Annotated in this window: 11 protein-coding genes; 6 read left to right on the top strand and 5 right to left on the bottom strand. The window is 39.1% G+C overall.

What is annotated here, in order from left to right; translation table 11 throughout:
• Positions 1 to 275 precede the first annotated feature (275 nt).
• The gene (locus ACOWPH_RS17225) at positions 276 to 4,589 is read right to left on the bottom strand and encodes a beta strand repeat-containing protein (protein WP_015216603.1); all 4,314 of its coding nucleotides are present in this window, start codon (positions 4,587 to 4,589) and stop codon (positions 276 to 278) included.
• 286 nt (positions 4,590 to 4,875) lie between these two features.
• On the opposite strand from ACOWPH_RS17225, the gene fni reads away from it, so the two are divergent.
• The 4 genes from fni (at position 4,876) to ACOWPH_RS17205 (ending at position 13,060) form a co-directional block, all read left to right on the top strand.
• A complete protein-coding gene (fni, locus tag ACOWPH_RS17220) occupies positions 4,876 to 5,925 on the top strand; it encodes a type 2 isopentenyl-diphosphate Delta-isomerase (RefSeq protein ID WP_015216602.1) in 1,050 nt (349 codons plus the stop codon).
• A 77-nt stretch (positions 5,926 to 6,002) separates the two neighbouring features.
• Positions 6,003 to 7,838 carry a signal peptide peptidase SppA gene (sppA, locus tag ACOWPH_RS17215; protein WP_015216601.1) on the top strand — a complete coding sequence of 612 codons (1,836 nt, stop codon included), beginning with the start codon at positions 6,003 to 6,005 and terminating at the stop codon, positions 7,836 to 7,838.
• 536 nt (positions 7,839 to 8,374) lie between these two features.
• Positions 8,375 to 10,210 carry a bifunctional serine/threonine-protein kinase/formylglycine-generating enzyme family protein gene (locus tag ACOWPH_RS17210; protein ID WP_015216600.1) on the top strand — a complete coding sequence of 612 codons (1,836 nt, stop codon included), beginning with the start codon at positions 8,375 to 8,377 and terminating at the stop codon, positions 10,208 to 10,210.
• Between the two features lie 579 nt (positions 10,211 to 10,789).
• On the top strand, positions 10,790 to 13,060 hold the full coding sequence (locus tag ACOWPH_RS17205) for a peptidylprolyl isomerase (RefSeq protein ID WP_015216599.1): 2,271 nt from the start codon (positions 10,790 to 10,792) through the stop codon (positions 13,058 to 13,060).
• A gap of 281 nt (positions 13,061 to 13,341) precedes the next feature.
• Here the strand turns inward: ACOWPH_RS17205 and ACOWPH_RS17200 are convergent, their stop codons facing one another.
• On the bottom strand, positions 13,342 to 14,316 hold the full coding sequence (locus ACOWPH_RS17200; RefSeq protein ID WP_015216598.1) for a DUF1517 domain-containing protein: 975 nt from the start codon (positions 14,314 to 14,316) through the stop codon (positions 13,342 to 13,344).
• A 1,183-nt stretch (positions 14,317 to 15,499) separates the two neighbouring features.
• Between ACOWPH_RS17200 and ACOWPH_RS17195 the strand changes: the two genes are divergently transcribed.
• Positions 15,500 to 16,738: a glycosyltransferase family 4 protein gene (locus ACOWPH_RS17195; protein WP_015216597.1), complete on the top strand. Its 1,239-nt coding sequence runs from the start codon at positions 15,500 to 15,502 to the stop codon at positions 16,736 to 16,738.
• Positions 16,739 to 16,899: 161 nt separating this feature from the next.
• Here ACOWPH_RS17195 and thiS read toward each other — a convergent pair whose 3' ends face one another.
• Together thiS and ACOWPH_RS17185 are read right to left on the bottom strand one after the other, a co-directional pair.
• Positions 16,900 to 17,112, bottom strand: a complete 213-nt coding sequence (gene thiS, locus ACOWPH_RS17190; protein ID WP_015216596.1) for a sulfur carrier protein ThiS — start codon at positions 17,110 to 17,112, stop codon at positions 16,900 to 16,902.
• Between the two features lie 80 nt (positions 17,113 to 17,192).
• Positions 17,193 to 18,236 (bottom strand): thiamine phosphate synthase, encoded by a 1,044-nt coding sequence (locus tag ACOWPH_RS17185; RefSeq protein WP_015216595.1) that lies wholly within the window; start codon positions 18,234 to 18,236, stop codon positions 17,193 to 17,195.
• A 197-nt stretch (positions 18,237 to 18,433) separates the two neighbouring features.
• On the opposite strand from ACOWPH_RS17185, the gene ACOWPH_RS17180 reads away from it, so the two are divergent.
• Positions 18,434 to 20,032 carry a DUF1565 domain-containing protein gene (locus ACOWPH_RS17180; protein ID WP_015216594.1) on the top strand — a complete coding sequence of 533 codons (1,599 nt, stop codon included), beginning with the start codon at positions 18,434 to 18,436 and terminating at the stop codon, positions 20,030 to 20,032.
• Between the two features lie 213 nt (positions 20,033 to 20,245).
• Here the strand turns inward: ACOWPH_RS17180 and ACOWPH_RS17175 are convergent, their stop codons facing one another.
• Positions 20,246 to 20,929 carry a hypothetical protein gene (locus tag ACOWPH_RS17175; protein WP_042466147.1) on the bottom strand — a complete coding sequence of 228 codons (684 nt, stop codon included), beginning with the start codon at positions 20,927 to 20,929 and terminating at the stop codon, positions 20,246 to 20,248.
• Positions 20,930 to 21,014 lie beyond the last annotated feature (85 nt).

Here is a 21,014-nt window from a genome sequence, read left to right as displayed (position 1 = left end):
TTGATCAGCTATTTGTGATTCCTACGGAGTGCTTGCGCCATCGCACCTCCCATCATTCCAGCAGAAATGCGATCGCATACCATCATCCCCAAAAAGCGAACTGCTTGCAGCAGCGCTTCGCTATCGCATTCCCCACATTCCCTAACAAGCGATTCCTGCGGAGCGCTTCGCTATTACTCTCCCTACATCCCCCCACAAGTGAACTGACAAAAGCCCTTCGGGCATCCAAGAAACAGCGATAGCTAATTATATTAAACCATATGAAAAAATCGGGTTTAGGTAATAACCAAATTATCTAACCTCAATATGTATCCAGTATTAGTATTAGCGACTCGATAAACGTGGAGGTAATAAGTCCCAGGCAGTAACCCAGAAAGATTAATTTTTTCTGATGCAGATCCTAGATTCGTTGAAGTGGCAATCACTTCACCAGTGTCAATCACACCATTATTGTTGCTATCATAAATCAGTCTCATATCGGCATTATCAGTTAAACCAACGAGATTAAAGGATGCAGCAGTAGTTCCCCCTAAATTGAATTTAAAAAGCTCGTCTATATTGCTATCACTTAGTGAGTAACTATATGCATTCCAAGGTGTAATATAATTACCTTTACCCAAATTATAGCTATAGGTGACAGGATTTAAGTTATTCACTATCTCTGGTTCTGAGGCAGCCAAAGATGTGAAATTCAATGCGTAGCCAGTACTAATATTAATCCTGTTGCCATCAGAATCAATATAGTTAGTTGCATAAACATCAACATAATAATTACCTGCTGCCAAGTTATGGAAATTAAAAGATTCCGATGTTGTACCCGTATTGATGGCAGTGGCAATTACTTCACCTGTATCAATTAAGCCATTGTTGTTGGCATCATAAATCAACCGCATATTCGCATCAGCCGTTAAACCATTAAGGGTTACTTTGATAGCACCAGTGCCAGCAAAGTTGACACGATACATTTGGACAGGAAATTCACTGTTAACAGAGTTATTAAAGTAGTAAGAATAAGTACTTCCCACGGCAACATTTACAGTGTTAGCACTTACAGAATTTAAAGTATTTCCAGTGCCGCCTAGTGATGGCAAAGTATATGGTTGAGCTGCACCATAGTTCACATTCCAACCAATATCTCTGAGAACTGCTAAAGAAAGTTGGCTGAGAGACTCAGTAGCACCCATGAGAATGTGAGTCATTATCTCATTCCCAAACACTGTTTCTTTCCAATGTGTGTAATCAGAGCCGCTACCCACTCCTGTGGTCATTGGTACAGAAGTTTGAGTGAATGTACCTTTTAGCTCTCCATATGCCCAACCAGCGTATGTATTGGCGTTATAAGTCCCATTGGATGTATTTACAGCAGATCCACTTATCAGTCCCAAGACATGACCCATTTCATGGATTAATATTCCCGTATTATCCCCAGAATTACTATTTAACTTATTCACAACGTCAGCACTTAATTTAACGGCTCCTGAGATAGGCATATATCGACCATTCGCATCCAATCCCGTATTGGTTATTTCGCCTGTACCACTGTATCCTGAGAGTGAAGAATCCAGGGATAAATTAATCGTTAAAGTCTGGGAACCAGTAAAACTGCTATGGGAAATGGTATTTTCCCAAAAGTCTGCTGCTTTGCGAATTGTAGCTTGAGCAGTTGAATTAATACTGCTACCAAAGTTGAGTTGAATAGAAAACTTGCGATCATCACTAGCCGCAGGTGTAAAATTAGTTGCCAGATTGTAGTTAGCTGTCTGATTGTTATAACTCATTACTTGTAAGTAATAAGTTCCCGCATTTAGGAAACGACGAATAGACTCACTAGCTGTACCACGTTCCCATTGCCAAGCCAATATTTCACCAGGGTCTAATATACTAGTAGTAGGATTGTATAACTGAGCAGTGTCTATGAGTCCATTATTATTTTTATCTTGAATTAAACGGACATCTGCATCTCCAGTTAATCCAGTTAGGTTAGCGGTGAAAATACCAGATTGACTAACTGTAAAACGGTAGAAATCATTGAGATTAAGGTTACTTACGAAGTTATTGATCTGACTATAATCTGCAACAATACTTTGGGCATTGTTCAGGCTATCATTGGTATAATCGTTATCAAAAATATTAACAGTAGCAGCTTTCGCCGTTCCCAGATTATAATTTGTACTACTGCTGAGATTAACTATAACTGTTTCATCACCTTCAACCGCAGTATCATCAATCGGAGCAACATTAATTATGGCAGTAGAAGAACCAGCCGCAAATGTAACCGTTCCACTCAAATTATTGTAATCTGCACTATTACTTGCAGTACCTGCCACAGAGTAATTAACCGTCAGAGAAGAACTTAAATCTCCAGTTCTTGTAAGTTTAAATTGACCAAGATTTGCAGTTTGTCCAGTTACAGTTTCCGTCGCAGTTGCATCATTAGCACTAATAGTGACAGTCGGTTTAACAGTAGTTGCAGAATCGTTATCAGCAAGATTAACAGTAGCAGTGTTCGCAGTTCCTACAATGTAACTAGCCTTATTTGCCAAAGTAAGGATAACTGTCTCATTACCCTCATAAACAAAATCATCAATGGGAGTGACATCAATTATTGCTGTAGCTGAACCAGCTTCAAAAGTCACACTTTTAGTTAATGTGTTGTAATCTGTACCATTAGTTGCTGTACCCGCTACTGTATAATTGACAGTTAAAGCAGCAGTTTTATTCCCTGTGCGTGTAAGAGTAAATTTACCAGGATTTGCAGTTTGTCCAGCTGCCGTTTCTGCTGCATTTGCATCACTGGCTTTAATGGTTATTGTCGGTTTATCATTATCTACTAGGCTAACAGTAGCAGTTTTCGCTGTTCCTAAAGTGTAATTGGCGTTATTTGCTAAAGTGACAATAACAGTCTCATTCCCTTCATATACATCATCATCTTTGACATTAACATCAACTATTGCTGTAGCTGAACCAGCCTCAAAAGTCACATTTTTAGTCAATGTGTTGTAATCTGTACCATTAGTTGCTGTACCCGTCACAGTATAATAAACTGTGGATAATGAACTTAAATCTCCTGTGCGTGTGAGAGTAAATCTACCAGGATTTGTGGTTTGTCCAGTTATAGTTTCTGCCGCACTTGCATCAGTGGCTTTGATAGTAATTGTTGGTTTGTCGTTATCAGCAATGTTAACTGTAGCGGTTTTTGCTGTTCCTAAAGTGTAATTGTCACTACTCGCTAATGTAACTATCACTGTTTCCTGTGCTTCTAAGACAGCATCATTAATCACAGTCAAATCAATTATGGCTGTAGATGAACCAGATGCAAAGGTTACATTACCATTCAATTGATTGTAATCTATACCATTAGTTGCAGTACCCGTAAAGGTATAATAAACTGTGGGAGATGAACTTAAATCCCCTGTGCGTGTGAGAGTAAATCTACCAGGATTTGTGGTTTGTCCAGTTACAGTTTCTGCCGCAGTTGCATCAGTAGCTTTGATAGTAATTGTCGGTTTGTCGTTATCAGCAATGTTAACTGTAGCGGTTGTTGTTGTGCCTAAATTGTAACTGTTACCACTCTTTAATGTAACTATGACTGTTTCTGCTGGTTCTAAAATAGCATCATTAATCACAGTCAAATCAATTGTGGTTGTAGATGCACTAGCGCCAAAAGTTGCAGTACCAGTCAATTGATTGTAATCTGTACCGTTGGTAGCAGTCCCAGCAACAGTATAATTAACTGCTAGGGTTGAAGTGAGATCCCCTGTGCGTTTGAGTGTGAATTTACCAGGGTTTGCGGTTTGTCCTGCTATGGTTTCAGCCGCAGTTGCATCACTGACAGCAATGGTAACTGTAGGAGCGGCAGTTATGGTAACTGTAGATGTAGCTTGTTCAACTGTTAAAAATCTGCCATCTGCAAAGATTGTAGTTGTATCGTCTTCAGTTTTAATCTCTGCAATCTGATTAGTGTTAAGTTGTTTACCTGTAACGACTGCTGCAAACAATTGTCCCTCATCACCGGGGGTGTCTACTGCGTTTATTTGTTTGTCTAGGAAATGTCCAACTTCTTCTATGACTGTCTCTTTAATGAGTCCAATACTACCACTGCTAAGTAATTTTTTGGAAAGATAAATTTTATTGGTTTCTCCAGCAAAAGCGCCTAATGCCTCTCTGGAAAATACAGATGCGTCTAGCACTTCTATCTGTGGCAATAGACTAAAGTTACCCACTATCCACTCAGAAGCAATTTCATTTAATTTTCCTGCATTGAGATTATCTCCAAAAATCGAGTGTATCTGTGACTGAAAATCAGGAGATTGTGCGAATTGCTGTAGAGTTGGGTAGATATCTTGTTGCAGGATGTTAGTAGTAGAACTTTGCCAGCCAAAAATATGATCCCATGATAGCGTTTCAGGTACAATATTAGACGAGTCTGGTACTGCCTCAATTGTGGTTAATAGCAATGAATTAAGATTAAGATGAGTCAGGTCAAGGGGATTGACGACTTTACCGATACCATCCAAAAAAGCAATTTTTGCCAGTCCAAAAACAGGATGGGAGACATCCTGATTGCCTTGTAGTATTAGCTCATCCATTGCGATTTATACCCTGTAACTATTGAGTAGTCTATCTGCTATCTTCTAGGTTTTGTATAATTAAGTCTATAGTATTATTACTTAACTTGACACAAAGTTTTAATGAAGTATAGGTATTGTTTTAGTGGTGTTAAATCACTATGCGATGCAAATGGAAAAGATTTAATTAAAAAATGGTAGTAACAAATTCAATGGAATGCAGCTTCGCATAGCAATCTTATTTGATTAGTGAAAATTTTCTAGGGACTGTCACAATAATGAAGGTAAAAGCTTGGAATCATTACCTGTGAACCCTCCTACTAGCACCTCAGCACAAACTCAAAATCGCAAAGCAGATCATATCCGCATCTGTTTAGAGGAAGATGTCCAATGTCAGCAAGTCACCACTGGACTAGAACGCTATCGCTTTACTCATTGTTGCTTACCGGAATGCGATCGCACTGACATTGATATCAGCAGCAATTTTTTAGGAAAAAGCCTGAATGCACCTTTATTAATCTCCTCCATGACTGGGGGAACAGAACGAGCCGGTATCATTAACCGTCGTTTGGCTGAAATCGCCCAACAATATAAACTAGCAATGGGTGTGGGTTCCCAGCGTGTAGCATTAGAAAAACCCCAAGTTGCTGATACCTTCGCTATTCGCAAATATGCTCCCGATGTGCTTCTGTTTGCTAACTTGGGTGCGGTGCAACTTAATTATCAATGTGGCGTTGATGAATGTCTGCAAATTATTGATATTTTAGAAGCAGATGCTTTGATTTTACACATTAACCCCCTGCAAGAATTCATTCAACCCAGAGGTGATACCAATTTTCGGGACTTGTTTGACAAAATAGCTAATTTATGTAGCAAGTTGCCAGTACCCGTAATTGCCAAAGAAGTCGGTAATGGCATTTCTGCGACGATGGCAGAAAAACTGATATCTGTGGGGGTACAAGCCATTGATGTAGCTGGTGCAGGTGGTACATCTTGGGCGTTGGTAGAAAGCGAAAGAGCAGAAACGTCCTTGCAGCGGCGCTTGGGGAGGACTTTTGCAAATTGGGGGATACCGACAGCAGAGTGTATTACCAGTATTCGCGCTCAGTTTCCGCAAATACCGTTAATTGCTTCTGGGGGATTACGTCATGGCTTAGATGTTGCCAAAGCGATCGCTCTCGGTGCAGATATCGCTGGTTTAGCAATGCCCTTCCTACAAGCGGCAGATGTATCAGAAACAGCCCTGCAAGACTTAGCAGAAGTATTAATTGCCGAAATCACCACCGTATTATTCTGTACAGGTAACAGAACTTTGTATCAGTTAAAGCGATCCGACAGTTTGCACAGCATACAATAAAGTAAACAGGTTGTCTTTCCTTAGTCATTGGTTTTTTTACTAATGACTAAAGACCAATAACTCATGACTAATAACTAATGACTAACTTTCTTAAACAAACTTTTGCTAGTTTAATTGGTAGCTTACTGGGGCTGACTATTTTCTCTGGTATCAGTACTCTAGGCTTATTATTCCTGATAATCGTTGCTACTAGCTCCAAAGATACGGGGCCAGAAGTCAAAGATAAATCCATGCTGGTTTTTGACTTGTCTATGAAAATCACTGACAGTCAACCTAGTTCCAGTGACTTACTGCAAACAACCTTAACAGGAGTAGACGAAGATAGAATTACACTCCGCAAAGTTATCGAAACTTTAGAAAAAGCACAAAAAGATCCGCGTATTGTTGGTATTTATATAGATGCGACAAAATCTGGTGCAGCTAGTGGACTCGGCTATGCTTCCCTCAAAGAAATCCGTCAAGCTTTAGATAAATTCCGTGGATCTGGCAAAAAAATTGTCGCCTATGGCACAGACTGGAATGAACGGGAATATTATTTAAGTTCGGTAGCTAATAATATCGTCCTGAATCCCGTAGGACTAATGGAAATCAACGGTTTGAGTTCACAGCCAATGTTTTTGACGGGAGCATTGCAGAAATACGGTATAGGTGTTCAAGTAGTCCGAGTGGGTAAATTTAAGGGAGCAGTAGAACCGTTTATACTAAACAAACTGAGTCCAGAAAATCGACAACAAACCCAGAAATTATTAGATGACGTGTGGGGAGAATGGCGAACATCTGTGGGGACAAGCCGGAAAATGCAACCGCAGAAATTGCAAGCGATCGCAGATAGTCAAGCTATCCTAGAAGCTAACACAGCTAAAAGCAATGGTTTGGTGGATCAGATAGCCTATCTAGATGAAGTAGTTACTGACCTAAAAAAATTAACTGCTAGTGATAAAGACGATAAAAGCTTCCGCCAAATTAACATCAGTGACTATGCCGAAGTTCCCGGTAAATCAATGGGTGTAGAACGCAACTCAGAAAATAAAATTGCGATCGTCTATGCAGAAGGTGAAATAGTCGATGGAAAAGGGGAAAATGGAGAAATAGGAGGCGATAACTTTGCTCAAATCTTCAATAAAATCCGCCAAGATCAAGATGTCAAATCTGTCGTTTTACGAATTAACAGCCCTGGTGGTAGCGCCACTGCTTCCGAAGTTATACAACGAGAAATAAAATTAACTCGACAAGTTAAACCAGTCATCGTTTCAATGGGTGATATCGCCGCCTCCGGTGGTTATTGGATAGCCAGCGACTCCAACCGCATTTTTGCCGAACCCAACACCATCACAGGCTCTATAGGTGTCTTTGGCGTACTATTTAACGGTGAAAAGCTAGCAGATAACAACGGCATCACCTGGGATACAGTCAAAACTGCAAAATATGCCGATAACCAAACCGTTTCTCGTCCCAAATCACCCCAAGAATTAGCACTTTATCAGCGCAGTGTTAACCGCATTTATAATATGTTTATCAGTAAAGTTGCCCAAGGTCGAAAGCTACCCCAACAAAAAGTAGCAGAAATTGCCCAAGGTCGAGTTTGGTCAGGTGCAGCAGCAAAGCAAATCGGTTTAGTTGATGAAATTGGTGGTCTTAATGTCGCCATAGAATATGCCGCCAAAGCAGCCAAATTAGGTAATAATTGGGAATTACAGGAATATCCACGAGCGACAACCTTAGAAGAACGCTTTTTTGGGCGTAAACTGCAAGAAGCACAAGCAAAACTAGGAATTGAAAAAACTCAAATCAAATCAGCTAACCCACTTTTAGCAGAATTTGAAAAATTGCAGCAAGAAATTTCCATTTTAAACAAAATGAACGATCCTCAAGGAATTTATGCCCGCTTACCTTTCAACTTGAAGATTGACTAAATTAATTCCAATATTTAGTAGTCAAAATCAGGATTTACCGGATTTGAGGATCGCTAGGATTTAATCAGCAAGCCCTAAGCATTTCTTCATCCTTTAATCCTGGGCATCCTGATTCAGACTAATTATCCATTTCTTCATCCTGGGCATCCCAGGGTAAACGCAACTTAATATACCACCTCGTAACCAACCAGAGAAAAATTCAACCTGAGTAATTATTGAATGTGTTAATTTATCTATTCTCAAAATCTCTCTTAATTTTCACGCAGATAGAATTATCGACCAAACACTTGACAAATTTTCAAAATCTTCTATTATTAATTATATAGTCAAAATCTGTGCGCCCATATATATAATATATACAGATTTATAACTTCCCCAACATAATAGATAAATCAACATATTCTCTTCACTTTTATTACCGTAATGAGCTAATGTCAGGACATAGATAGATATCCTTGTTTGCTGACCTAAATATCTTTTTTAAATTAGATAATATTGGGGACGACTTTGGAAAAGATGCTATCTTCCTCTCCACCATGCAAATTTGCCAAAATCCCAATTGTTCAAACCCCTTCAACCCTGACTACAGTAAATTTTGCATCGTTTGCGGACATGGTACATTTGGAAAACTACTCAGAAACCGTTACCGTGTTTTGCGGTTATTAGGTGAAGGTGGGTTTAGCAAAACCTACGCAGCAGAAGACGTAGACAGACTAAATGCACCATGTGTCATTAAGCAATTTTTTCCTCAAGTTCAGGGAACAGGACAACGCGCAAAAGCAGCCGAATTCTTCAAAGAAGAAGCGTTTAGATTATATGAACTGGGTGAAAATCATTCCCAAATTCCCCGTTTATTAGCTTACTTTGAACAAGGTGCTAGTTTGTATTTAGTACAGGAATTTATTATTGGTAAAACACTCCTAGAAGAAGTTCAAAAACAGGCTTATAGCGAAACAGAAATTCGCCAACTTTTAGCTGATTTATTACCAGTACTTGATTTTGTTCACCAAAAAAATGTAATTCATCGGGATATCAAACCTGAAAATATTATTCGTCAAGATATAGATAAAAAACCTGTATTAATTGACTTTGGTGGTGCAAAACAAGTTACCCATACTAGTATAGCCAGACAAGCTACAGCCATTTATACTTTAGGTTATGCACCAACAGAACAAATGGCAGGTTTTGCTTGTCATGCGAGTGATTTATATGCTTTGGGTGTAACTTGTGTCAGGTTATTAACTCAGGATTTACCTATGCAAGATACCTATGGACTTAAAGATCCTCTTTATAATCCCATGAATGCTAAATGGTTATGGAAAGAACGTTTAGAGGAAAAAGGTATTACGATTAGTGACGAATTAAAAAATATATTAGATAAATTACTCCAACATTTCCCCAGTGATAGATATCAGTCAGCTACAGAAGTTTTGAATGATTTAAAAGCCGAAACCTCTCCACCAGCAGCATTAAATATTACTCCGATTATCGAAACACCACCACCAAAAGTTAAGGTTATCGTTCCCCTACCACCTTTAGAAAATTTCGATTTTGATATTATTACTGTAGATACCGCAGGAAGAGAAATTAAATGCGAGAAAGGTAGCGCTCAATTTTTTGCAGAAGAAGTGAATAAAAACGTCACTTTAGAAATGGTATCTATTCCTAGTGGTAGTTTTTGGATGGGTTCACCAGAATTTGAAGTTGATGCTGATGAATATCCTCAACATCAAGTTAGGGTTGAAAATTTTTTCATGGGGAAATATCCTATTACTCAAGCACAATGGAAAGCAATAGCAGCTTTACCAAAAATTCAACAAGCTTTAGACTCTAACCCATCAAAATATAAAGGTGCAAATTTCCCTATAGAAAATGTTTCTTGGTATGAAGCTGTAGAATTTTGTTTGCGGTTGTCGGTGAAAACTGGACGCAATTATCGTTTACCCAGTGAAGCAGAATGGGAATATGCTTGTCGTGCAGGAACTACAACTGCTTTTCATTTTGGGGAAAGGATTACGTCTGATTTAATTAACTGTAATGGTGGTGATTTTTATGCTGTGGAACCAAGAAGCCATTTCCGCAAAGAAATCACAAATGTAGGCAGTTTTAAGATAGCTAATGCCTTTGGTTTGTATGATATGCACGGGTTAGTTTGGGAATGGTGTGCTGATCCTTGGCATAAAAATTATGATGGCGCACCTATAGATGGTAGTGTGTGGAATATTGGTGGTGATGAACATCGTCGGGTTTTGCGCGGTGGTGCTTGGAATTTCAGTGCTGAACTTTGTCGCAGTGCCAGTCGTACTTGGAATGAAGCAGATGATGGTTTGAGAATGTCGGGTTTTCGAGTGGTGTTTTCGGGTGATGTCTGAATCAGGATGTCCAGGATTTGAGGATTTTCAGGATGAAGATACTGTTCCTAATTAATTTAAAAGCTATAAATTTCTAAATCAGACAAAAAATATTGTGTTAAAAAAACTGTAACTATAAATGATAAACTTAATAATGATATCTTGCACCCTTGTAGTAATCAAGGTTAAATTTGATGAATGTTAATTGGTGTAGGTTGGGTTAAGCGACAGCGCAACCCAACAAGTGTATTAATCATGTTGGTTTTGTTGGGTTTCCTTACGTCAACCCAACCTACAGAATACTGATAACTGAATGCTATCAGACAAACAGCCGCTAATCATCAAGCTATTAACAGTGAGACTAGGTTTTTCGGTGCTTTGGGTTTTCTGTACAAATACTTAAATAAATTTTCCGTGAAATTAGCATAAATATTAATCAATGTCGCTTAAAATACAGCAGCTTTTAGCTAATGCCTATGGTTCCTGCGTCGCCACGCAAGCTATCGGCACGCTACGCGGTAATAAGCGCAGCTATGCCCGTAGGGCTTTACAGCGGTCATTTGCCAAAAAATTCTAAACTCTATACTACAAATCAACAATATGCTCAAATTTACACCTATTATCACCACCCCCATCAATAATATTTTTGTGGGAGTAAATGCAACCGATACTAATTTAAATTTAATTAACTACTTTGATGACCCTAGCACAACAGGACTCGTAGCCCATTTTAATTTAGCAAATACATCAATAGGCAATGGAGTAATTAATGTAGTCCTATTCGATCAAAACGGAATCGGCGCACCAAAAACAGTCCAAAATTTCCGCAACTATGTCAATAATGGACGTTATACCAACAGCATTATTCATCGTTCTATTCGTAACTTTATTGTTCAAGGTGGTGGATTTACAGTCAATAACCTAGCTGTAGGAACCATTCCCGCTAACGCACCGGTGCAGAATGAATTTAGTACCCAGCGTTCTAACGTGCGCGGAACCATCGCTATGGCTAAACTAGGTAATGATCCTAATAGTGCCACTAATCAATGGTTTTTTAACCTAGCAGATAATTCTACTAATCTCAATAATCAAAATGGCGGTTTTACCGTTTTTGGACAAGTTCTTTCTAACAATGATTTAGCAACTATTGATGCTATTTCTGCCCTACCAATTTACAACGGAAGTAGCATTAATCCAGCCTTTACAAATCTACCTCTTGTTGTCGATAATCCCGCCCAACCTGCTATTACGAGAGATAATAATTTTATTCGTTACAGTAGCATCACAGTTTCACAAGAGGATGAACTTAAATTTACTGTAGTTGGTAACTCAAAACCCACCTTAGTCACTCCTGTTATTAATAATAACCAACTTTTACTCGATTATCTTCCTAACCAAACTGGTACTGCCAATATTACCCTTCGCGCTACAAATTTATTTGGTGACTATTTAGATTATCAGTTTTCAGTCACAGTTTTACCTATTATCAACTTAGCGATAAATCCCACCAGCGTCACCGAAAATGGTGTAACAAATCTAGTTTACACTTTTACCCGCAATGGCACTTTAACCAACTCCTTAACCGTTAACTATAACGTTGGGGGAACAGCTACTTTTAATAACGATTATACCCAAATTGGGGCAACTAATTTTAATACAACTACTGCCACAATCACCTTTGCAGCTAATTCTGCCACAGCAACTTTAAGGATTGACCCCACTGCCGATACAATAATTGAAAATAATGAAACTGTAACTCTGAGTTTGTCATCAGCAACAACCTATCAAATAGGAACAAGTACAACTATTACAGGCACGATTATTAACGATGATTTTCCTAACCAAGCCCCTACAAACTTGACTTTATCTAATAGCAATATTGCCGAAAATCAACTAATTAATACAGTTATTGGTAACTTTAGCAGCACCGACCCCAATCCAGGTAATACTTTCACCTACAGCTTAGTTACTGGAAGCGGTTCTACAAATAATAACCTATTTACAATAGTCGACAATCAACTCAAAAGCAAATTCGTTTTCGATTATGAAAGCAAAAATAGTTATACCATCAGAGTTCGCACCAGAGACCAAGGTAATTTATTTTATGAGAAACCATTAACCATTAATATCAACAACTTAGATAACGTTTTTACAGGCACTATTAATAACGAAAGTATCACCACAACTGCCGAAAAAGATATTATCAATACTCAAAGTGGTAATGACACTATTACCAGCGTCTTCACTAATTTACAACAACAAGATTCTCTCAATGGTGGTACGGGAATTGATTCCCTAGTTATTAAGGGAGGAACAACTGCAAATAGTATTTCCATTAATGCCAATAACACCACCAATCAACTCTTAAATATTACAGGCACAACTATTGTAGGATTTGAACGATTTGATTTAAGTGGATTTGCTGGAAAATTTAGTTTTGTTGGTACTGCCGGTAATGATTTGATCAAAGGTGGTAAGGGAGGAGATAATTTAAGCGGTGGTGCGGGTAATGATACTCTTAATGGTGGTGCAGGTGCAGATATCTTAATTGGTGAAGTTGGTAACGACATCCTTTATTTAGGTTTAAACGATAATGCAGTAGATAACGTTAACTACGTCTTTGGTAATGGTGCAGATACCGTTTATCAATTTGTTCGTGGTGTCGGTGGTGATAAACTCAATTTTACTGGTATTACTGCTATTGATGTGCTGACATCAGGTATAAATACACAACTGCGAATTAGTAATAATATTGCGGGTGATACTGGTTTTGGTACAGGTCAGTTATTAGTCACTTTATCCGGTACATCTGGCTTTATTGGTGCTGATGTGAATGTTAACTTATTTGGTGCTAATTTCTTATTCAGTTAAAGTTTATGTAGCCCCTGAATTCTCTTCTAAGTGCAAGATGTAAGTCAAGGAAAAAAATGAGTTTTGGGGGTTGACGATTGATTTAAATTTTGTTATCATAAACTTGATAAGGAAGAACTATATTAAAATTGATTAAGTCTAAAAATGGGTAGGAGTTTAGCATTGCTAAACCCTTATATCCTTCCTGACTCTACTATCACGCCCAGGCAGAGCCTTGTAGAATTCATTCCCATACAGAGTATGGGAACGAGAAACGAGAAATTTTGCTACCTAAAGCTTGGTTAAACCAACTTCAAATCAGGATACTCAGCAAACAAATCATCAGAAGTTAAAGTATCTCCTTCTGCTTGGGGAGTCCACAATACTTCAAGAGCTAAAAGTTGCTCACCAGGAAGACTACCAATTTGTCGCAAAGCCCGACTTAAATCATCAGCACTATTAATTTGGGGAATTTCACATTTACCCAAAGTTGCAGCTAATAAGGTGACAATGAGATATTCTCCAGGCCCTTCACTGATTAAACGGGTGGGATTATCTACTTCACCGGGTAACTCTTTAGCCAAAACGGATTTTAGCTGATTGTTGACGTTAGAAAGGGTTTCTTCACTAAATTTGCTGCGTTCAGCCAATGACAAGCGGTTAAATTGTGATTCAGCAGCATTTAATTTCACTTGTTGGCTACCACCACCGGCATATACCCAATATTCAGGATGACGCAGTAAAGCTAAACTCGCTTCTTGCAAAATTTCTGCTTTTCCTTCTGGGGTGTTGGTATCAGCTTTTTCTGCAATTTGGTTAAGTTCGGTTTGTAAGCCTCTAGCTTGTGCTAATAAACCTACTTGTAGCCGGGTGACAGAAACGCTGGGATTGCTGCTATAGCCAACTTCTTCACCTTCTCCACCGTTAACACGGCGGAAACTTTGGACTAAGAAATTAGCGATCGCAAAAAAGATTAAAATCCCGAACAACCCGCCAAAACCTCCCCCAATACCCCACAAAGGAAGTAGGAATGGAAATCCAAAACCACCACCACCAAAACCGCCACCAGGATAATATCCTCCACCACCACCAGGTGCGTAGGTGCGTGGAGTGTAAGTCCGGCTAGAGGGCATTCTAAAGGAACCTCCCCCAATACGTCCACCACTGCGTGCAGCTAATGCACCATCAGCGTTACCGAGTGCTAAAGCCATTACCAGACCCAGGACAAAGGCAATTTTTAACAGTGGTTTGAGGGTTTGTTGTAATTTTTTACGCATAATCAATCAGGTGAAAAACACTATTTTTAAGATTTCTCCCCTCGCTGCCAGAAGTTTGACAATTGTGAGGTGATAATAGCTACAGGCAAACAAGTCTGTCTTTGTCAGCTATATACCTAATCTAACGCCTATTATCTTGGCTTGGCAGTGAACATAGGGGGGATTTCTCGCGTTGATAACCGTACCATGAATCTTCTTTGTGATCTACAGAACGCCATAGGCATCGCAGAAATTTGGCATCAATTAATTATTACTTTTTTTCAGCACCATAATATTTATTAGCAATAATTTTAACTCTATACTTACGCGAATATGGTTAAATTTTTGCCAATTAAATTTTTTAGGATAGGAACTATTTTTTTTCCGGATAGGTAAAGAATATTCAGCACATATTGGCAAGGGGGTTTGAATAATCATTGCTGCTATTAACAACAATCAATACAATTACCACTCCAGAGAATGGATGTTTGATACTACTAACAGTACAAGGAGAAAATTATACAGTATGACGAAATTTTTTATGATGAATAATAGCACAAATAGTCTCTACAGCAGTAGTAATTAGTAAATAGTTAGACACGATTAAATTCGTTGAACTATCTAGGTAATAAACAACAGAAAAAAGATGTGCAATTAATTGTATTTAGGTAATTATGGAAAGATAAAAATATTATTGAAATATAGAAAACATATTATCTAGAGTAGCAAATTATCAGATATTTTCTGGCAATTTGGCATGAGTTCTGGCGATATTCAAGCTAGGCTATTAATAGCAGCTAGATTTAGTATTTTACCCAGCATTCCTTGAACATTTGCTGGTGCATATCAGTAATAAAATCTAGTGAAAGTTCATCATGTGAAAATCTTCATTTTGTCAGTAATTGATAGGCAAGCATAAAATTTAGACCAATTTGGAATAGTTAGTATTGTTTGAAATTTCGGGAACAGCTTATTAATCCAAACTTAGGTTTAAGTCAATTTAAAAATCAATATCTCTTCAGGATTAAATTTGACTTTATAGCTTGGACTACACGCTATTTTAATCCTGATAAAAATTTGATCTTTCAGATAAAAACTATCAATCCCATTCAGCCATTATTTTCTACGTTGCTGATGGGCATTCAATCAGAAAAAATCAAGAAATTAAGTTTAAGGATTTGAAGTTTATTTATCAACCTGAATCATGGAACATATTTCACAACTAGGGACACACTTCCGGGAGAAAACAGATTACCCAGACATCCTAGTTATCTCGCGCATATTCCAGCCACAACAGGCTGTAATTGGAGAATATGTCTATAATCGTTGTTTACAAGATCCAGATAGAGTGATTGTACTGGCTGCTGGTTGCTCAGGAGATAAGATTTTTGATAAAGAGCAACAATTTCCAGTTTATCGCTGGCTTTATTTTAGTTTCTGGGGTGGTAATTTATTGAGCAGCATTTTTAAGCCTGTTTTTAATATTATTTGCTCAATATTACTAGCTATTAAACTATATTTTCGTTATCATTACCGCTACATTGAATGGTGTCATGGTTACGATTTTATAGCTTTGTTAATACTCAGTTATATCTTACCTGTTCGCTTTTTTATCTACCTCCATGGTAACGATTTGGTTAGCATTTCTCGTAATCCATTGTGGCGGTTGCTATTTAAAATTACCCTCAAACGAGCCGAAGGAATTGTTTGTAATAGTTCCTATGTTAGGGATACTTTAAGAACTACTTTTCGCCTAGATACACCTACTCATGTAATTAATCCAGTTGTGAGACCAGAAAAATTTGGTAATCCCACTAGTCCTAGTCATCTGGATGATTTACGTGTGCGCTTACGTCAGACTTATAATATTTCTGAAACAGCTATTGTAATTCTTTCTGTGGGTAGGTTAGTTAAACATAAAAGCTTCGACCGAGTTATAGATAATATTCCTTTACTATTAACTGTTGGTGTAGATGTCCATTACATAATTTGTGGTGAAGGCTCCTGTGAACAACAGCTAAAATCCCAAGCTCAACGTTTACGGGTAGATAAACGAGTACATTTTGCTGGATCTGTACCTGAACGAGAATTAGCCAGTTATTATGCAGCTTGCGACATTTTCGCTATGTTGACCTTGTGGGAAGATAACGCTAAAAGCATAGATAACTTTGGTATTGTTTACTTAGAAGCAGAATACTTTGGTAAACCTGTGATTGCCTCCCGCTTAGGGAGTATTTTAGATGCAGTCCACCATGAAGAAAATGGCCTATTGGTAAATCCCGATTCTGGTTATGAAGTTTTGCAAGCCTTTAAACGTTTGTGTCAAGACAAGCAGTTACGAGAAAAACTCGGACGCAAAGGACAAGAATTAGCCAAACGCAAAACCTATCACCGCTGGTTATATGCACCTGAGTCTCGTTATTCCTGTTTGTTGAATTATTAAGCGATGGGTAACTGGTAATGGGTAATGGGTAAAAATCATCTTCCCCTGCTCCCTGCTCCCTGCTCCCTGCTCCCTGCTCCCTGCTCCCTGCTCCCTGCTCCCTGCTCCCTGCTCCCTGCTCCCTGCTCCCTGCTCCCTGCTCCCTGCTCCCTGCCTTCTGTCTAACCCCCACCAACGATTGTCACTACTTCCAAGCGATCGCTGTTTTGGATTTTAGTTTCTGACCAAAACTGACGGTGCAAAATTTCACCATTATATTCCACTGCTACCAACCGGGGATTAAAACCCAACTGCTGAAGTAATTCAGGTAACGACGTTTCGGATACACAACTCTGTGTTTCCCCATTGACTTGTAAACTAATTTGATAATTCATAATCCTAATTCGTAATTCGTAATTGGGCAGGGAAACCCCACCCCTACAGCACTGTCACCTGTTACCTGTCACCTTCTTTTCTACTTCCGATGGAGTTGAGAAATAAAATATTGTGTGACTAAAGTAGGTTGTTCAGATTGAATGAGCGATCGCACTACAGCTACCCGTCGCGCTCCTGCATCAATCACATCATTGATATTACTTGCATCTATTCCCCCAATTGCAAACCAGGGAATTGCACAATTTTTAGCCGCATAACTCACATATTCTAAACCAGCAGCGGCCTTACCTACCTTTGTAGGCGTTTCATAAACAGGCCCCACACCAATATAATCTGCACCTTCAGCGATCGCTTTTTGCATTTCTTGGGCATTTGTAGTAGAACGGCCGATTATGCGCTGCGTTCCTAGTAATTGTCGGGCAATGGCAATGGGTAAATCTTGTTGTCCCAAATGCACACCATCGGCATTTACTGCTAAAGCCAAATCTACCCGGTCATTGATGATGAACAAAGCACCGTAATTGTGACATAACTGCCTTAATTGCGTTGCTTGTTCCAGACGCATCACATCATCAGCAGTTTTTTCCCGATACTGTACCAGCGTTAAACCACCTTTGAGAGCCGCTTCTACCACCTCCAACAAATTATCTACCGGAGATGTGACCAAATATAAATGCGATCGCCATAATAACTGATGACGCTGATAACCCATCAAAGTACTTTCCAGGGTATAAACCTGATAGCGCATCTGCTTAAAAGTACTACCCATATTCGGATCATACAGTTTGCCATATTCCTCCAGCACCCTCAGTGCTTCTTGAACACGACAAAAATTAGCTTGCAACAAAGATGCAATCGAACTTCTTTGTTCTTCTTGGGGATGGGTTAAATCAGTACCAGGATCACCAGGTGTATCTCGTGCCGCCCTCATTTGAGCCGTATGCCAGTTACCTACCTCTTGACGTAAGCGTTTGCATTCCCCAGCTAAATGGGCATCATTTAAACCAAAACGACACCATTCTTCAATAATTCGCAATCCTTCACGAGCGCGGTCTAAGTTGGCATCTAAAATCCGATAAACCACTTCTTTTATTTGCTGTGCTTGGCTGTGGGCTTCGACCATTACAACAACTCCGTTGTCAGTCTAATCATAAAACCTCCAGCCTGGTTATTAAATATTTGCATCTTTAAATATTTACTAATTAATTAATTTGTATGAAATATAGCCACTTGGTAAACTTATGAGTAATATTATCGTCATATTACTATCTGCAAAGTATAAAAATTCCTTTTGTGTTTCACAGGAGTTATACAAAGTTAATGCTTCAAATTGAATCTTGCCATCACCGTAAAGTAAATAAACTGGTTACAAAACTGATTTACCCTGAAGCCAGTCCTTCAGTTTCTCACTCAATATTGAGTGTCAGCTTTGCTTTAGGAGTCGTCAGTATCGCACTCTTAAACACAAATTTTAATAGTGCCACTGCTCAGATTACCATCAGATCAGAACAGAAACTTCAAAATGAGAGAATAATTTCTCAGGCTAACTTGCTGTTTGTTAACCCCACTATTGGCAATGACCAAGGGGGTAATGGCAGTGAAAACGCTCCTCTAAAGACGATTACTCAAGCTTTGCGAACGGCACAACCAGATACTATCATTATGCTTTCTCCTGGTACATATAGCCTCAAAACCGGAGAAGTATTTCCCATAACCATGAAACAGGGTGTAGCTATTCAAGGAGACACTCGTAATCAAGGCAGAAGTGTCAAGATTATTGGTGGTGGTGAATACCTCAGTCGTAGCTTTGGCAGTAAAAACGTGGCGATAGTCAGTGTAAACCAAGCAGGTTTAAGTGGAGTCACGGTCACTAATACCAATATCCGTGGTTATGGTTTATGGATTGAATCTAGCAATCCCCTCATTCAGGAAAATACATTTACCGGCAATACCCAAGATGGAATTTCCATCGCTGGTAATGCTACTGCGACTATTAGCAAAAATTATTTTCATAGCAATGGTGCTAATGGAATCACAGTTTCTGGTAATGCCCGTCCCGAAATTCGGGAAAATTTCTTTCAGAAAACTGGTTTTGGCATTAACATTGCTCAAAATGCTGCCCCGATCATTGTAGGCAATCAAATTCAAGACAACAGATCAGGAATTATAGTCCAAGCCAATAGCAGCCCTATTTTGCGGAATAATATTATTCAAGGCAGTAAAGAAGATGGTTTGGTCGTAATTGCCCAAGCTACACCCGATTTAGGTAATGCTCAAGAACCAGGTGGAAACCAATTTCGGAATAACGGTCGCTCTGATATTAATGCCAAAGCTGCAAAGCAAGTAGTTTCTGCTCCTGGCAATAACCTGGTGAGAAATCGCTTGATCGGTAATGTAGACTTTAATGCTAGAACTGCACCAATAGTCAGAAATCCTGTACCAAATTCTCTATCTGCCCAGAAAATACCCACAAATTCAGAAATAGTATTTGCTGCTCCCACCATCCCACGAAGTTTTAACCAGTCTACTGTGGTTTTATCCCATGGCAAAAATAATTCCCAGCCCAGTACTTTGCCAACACAACCGGATACAACACAATTAAATTATGTCAGAATTGAGCCGGGAGTGATTGAGTTTACAGCACCTCAAGCATCGCTTCCTAGCAATTCAGTCAAAACATTACCCCCCAATCTTTATACCAGTACTGCCAAGGGTGTACGTTATCGTGTAGTAGTTCCAGTCGCTAATGACTCACAGCGGCAAGTGGTTCGTTCTGTCGTCCCTGATGCTTTTTCTAAAGTCTGGCAAGGTCGTAAAGTGATGCAGGTAGGCATTTTTGATAATCAAGATAATGCCAGTGAAATGATTCAAATCTTCAGTAGTAAAGGTTTGAGCGCTTTCATGGAGCCTTTGAATTAATTCGTAATTCGTAATTCGTAATTCGTAATTCGTAATTCGTAATTCGTAATTCGTAATTCGTAATCCGTAATTATCTCGTTCCCATACAGAGTATGGGAATGAATTCTCAAGACTCTGCCTTTACTAACAAATGAAGGCGGAGCCTACATAATAGCATTCCCAGTCAGAGACTGGGAACGAGATACTCGGTACTCGGTACTCGGTACTCATAAATTACACTGCAAATTCAGGTTCTTCATCAGTCATCGCTCTGAGCTTGGATGTGAATGATTCTGAGCGATCGCTCCTTTGCGGGGTAAACTGTCCAATGGGTGGATGATTGGCACTTCCTGGCAGCAGTTTTGGCAGTTGTTTGGGGATCAAACTTCCTTGAGCTATCAGCCTTTGGCTAACAGACGCGGCTAAATGTCTCTTACTAGTATCGGTAGCAACTTTAAATGAGGGAGATGTTAACACACGTCCTTCCTCCTCATTATTGGTTGGGTATCCGGATGCAGTGTGACTCTCTTGGTAATTATTTCTATGAGCAGGTAATAAATGATGTTTTTTGACTGGCTCAATTGGTACAGGCGATGGGATAGATGGTAATACGGGTGGAGACATCTTAGTTAATTTTTCGGGGAATTTGCTGCAAATCAAGCGCTCAAATTCCATATTGAAATGATAAATAACCTGACCTCGTCGCAGCCAGAAGTTTAAAATTTGTTGTACTGAGATCGCTTTATAACGTCCCTGATACAGAGCTTCAATTACTGCCATATGTAGCCAATTAACCGGGTAATCGGATCGCCAACGGTTAATTAACTCACTGGCACTGTACCCATTGAGGTCAAAACTATAGTGAACTAATAAGTTCGCTGTCAATTCAGTTGAGGTTTCTGGGGCTGTTGTTAGCATGGGGCTTTTAGTTCCAGGCAATAGGTATAAATTTTTCACCCATCGCATCTAGCCTAACGTCTTTTTAGCTACATGAAAGTTTTTT

Source organism: Anabaena sp. PCC 7938 (assembly GCF_049315035.1).
Taxonomy (GTDB): domain Bacteria; phylum Cyanobacteriota; class Cyanobacteriia; order Cyanobacteriales; family Nostocaceae; genus Anabaena; species Anabaena cylindrica.
This window is presented reverse-complemented; position numbering and strand designations above follow the sequence as displayed.

What these genes read in the sequence shown, in the direction of transcription:
- ACOWPH_RS17210 (WP_015216600.1), top strand. Translation starts at nt 8,375, where the DNA reads ATGCAAATTTGCCAAAATCCCAATTGTTCAAACCCCTTCAACCCTGAC.
- ACOWPH_RS17225 (WP_015216603.1), bottom strand. Translation starts at nt 4,589, where the DNA reads ATGGATGAGCTAATACTACAAGGCAATCAGGATGTCTCCCATCCTGTT.
- ACOWPH_RS17205 (WP_015216599.1), top strand. Translation starts at nt 10,790, where the DNA reads ATGCTCAAATTTACACCTATTATCACCACCCCCATCAATAATATTTTT.
- thiS (WP_015216596.1), bottom strand. Translation starts at nt 17,112, where the DNA reads ATGAATTATCAAATTAGTTTACAAGTCAATGGGGAAACACAGAGTTGT.
- ACOWPH_RS17180 (WP_015216594.1), top strand. Translation starts at nt 18,434, where the DNA reads ATGCTTCAAATTGAATCTTGCCATCACCGTAAAGTAAATAAACTGGTT.
- sppA (WP_015216601.1), top strand. Translation starts at nt 6,003, where the DNA reads ATGACTAACTTTCTTAAACAAACTTTTGCTAGTTTAATTGGTAGCTTA.
- ACOWPH_RS17175 (WP_042466147.1), bottom strand. Translation starts at nt 20,929, where the DNA reads ATGCTAACAACAGCCCCAGAAACCTCAACTGAATTGACAGCGAACTTA.
- ACOWPH_RS17200 (WP_015216598.1), bottom strand. Translation starts at nt 14,316, where the DNA reads ATGCGTAAAAAATTACAACAAACCCTCAAACCACTGTTAAAAATTGCC.
- ACOWPH_RS17195 (WP_015216597.1), top strand. Translation starts at nt 15,500, where the DNA reads ATGGAACATATTTCACAACTAGGGACACACTTCCGGGAGAAAACAGAT.
- ACOWPH_RS17185 (WP_015216595.1), bottom strand. Translation starts at nt 18,236, where the DNA reads ATGGTCGAAGCCCACAGCCAAGCACAGCAAATAAAAGAAGTGGTTTAT.